The sequence below is a fragment of the Teichococcus aerofrigidensis genome (assembly GCF_054073225.1).
The window spans coordinates 1-578 of the sequence record NZ_JBSXMU010000289.1 but is presented as its reverse complement, the minus strand read 5'-3'; the positions used below and the strand labels follow the sequence as shown (position 1 = coordinate 578).

Genomic DNA, 578 nt, shown 5'->3' with positions numbered 1-578 from the left:
TTCGAGGCGCTGGCCGAGGATCTGCGCACGGTGCTACGGCTCGCCGCGGGGAGAAAGGCGCGGCCCGGTGTTGCGATCCTGGACAGCCGGACGCTGCGCTCCTCACCCGAAAGCGGAACCCGCGCCGGGTACGACGGTGCCAAGCGCAAGAAGGGCTCCAAGCTGCACCTAGCAGTTGACACGCTGGGGCATCTGCTGGCGTTGCACGTCACGCCCGCCAGTGCCGACGACCGGGCCGAGGTTGGGCGGCTTGCCCAGGCAGTGCAAGCCTCCACAGGCCAGAGCGTCGATCTGGCCTATGTTGACCAGGGCTATACGGGCAGCAAAGCAGCCGATGCCGCGAAGGCGCATGGCATCGAACTGGAGGTGGTCAGATTGCCAGAAGCCAAGCGCGGCTTCGTGCTGCTGCCGCGACGCTGGGTGGTTGAGCGCTCATTCGCCTGGGCAACCCGCTTCCGGCGGCTGGTAAAGGACTACGAGCGCTACGCCAGCACTCTTGCTGATCTCCACCTCGTCGCCTTCACCTGCATCATGCTCAAGCAGGCCGCTCAACTCGCCGCAGATCCATAACAGCCTCT

General features: G+C 65.7%; 1 protein-coding gene. It reads left to right on the top strand.

Annotated elements, in window-relative coordinates; genetic code table 11:
* A partial coding sequence (locus ACVMLK_RS21285; protein ID WP_457487575.1) for a transposase occupies positions 1 to 570 on the top strand: 570 nt, incomplete at its 5' end.
* Between the last annotated feature and the right edge of the window lie 8 nt (positions 571 to 578).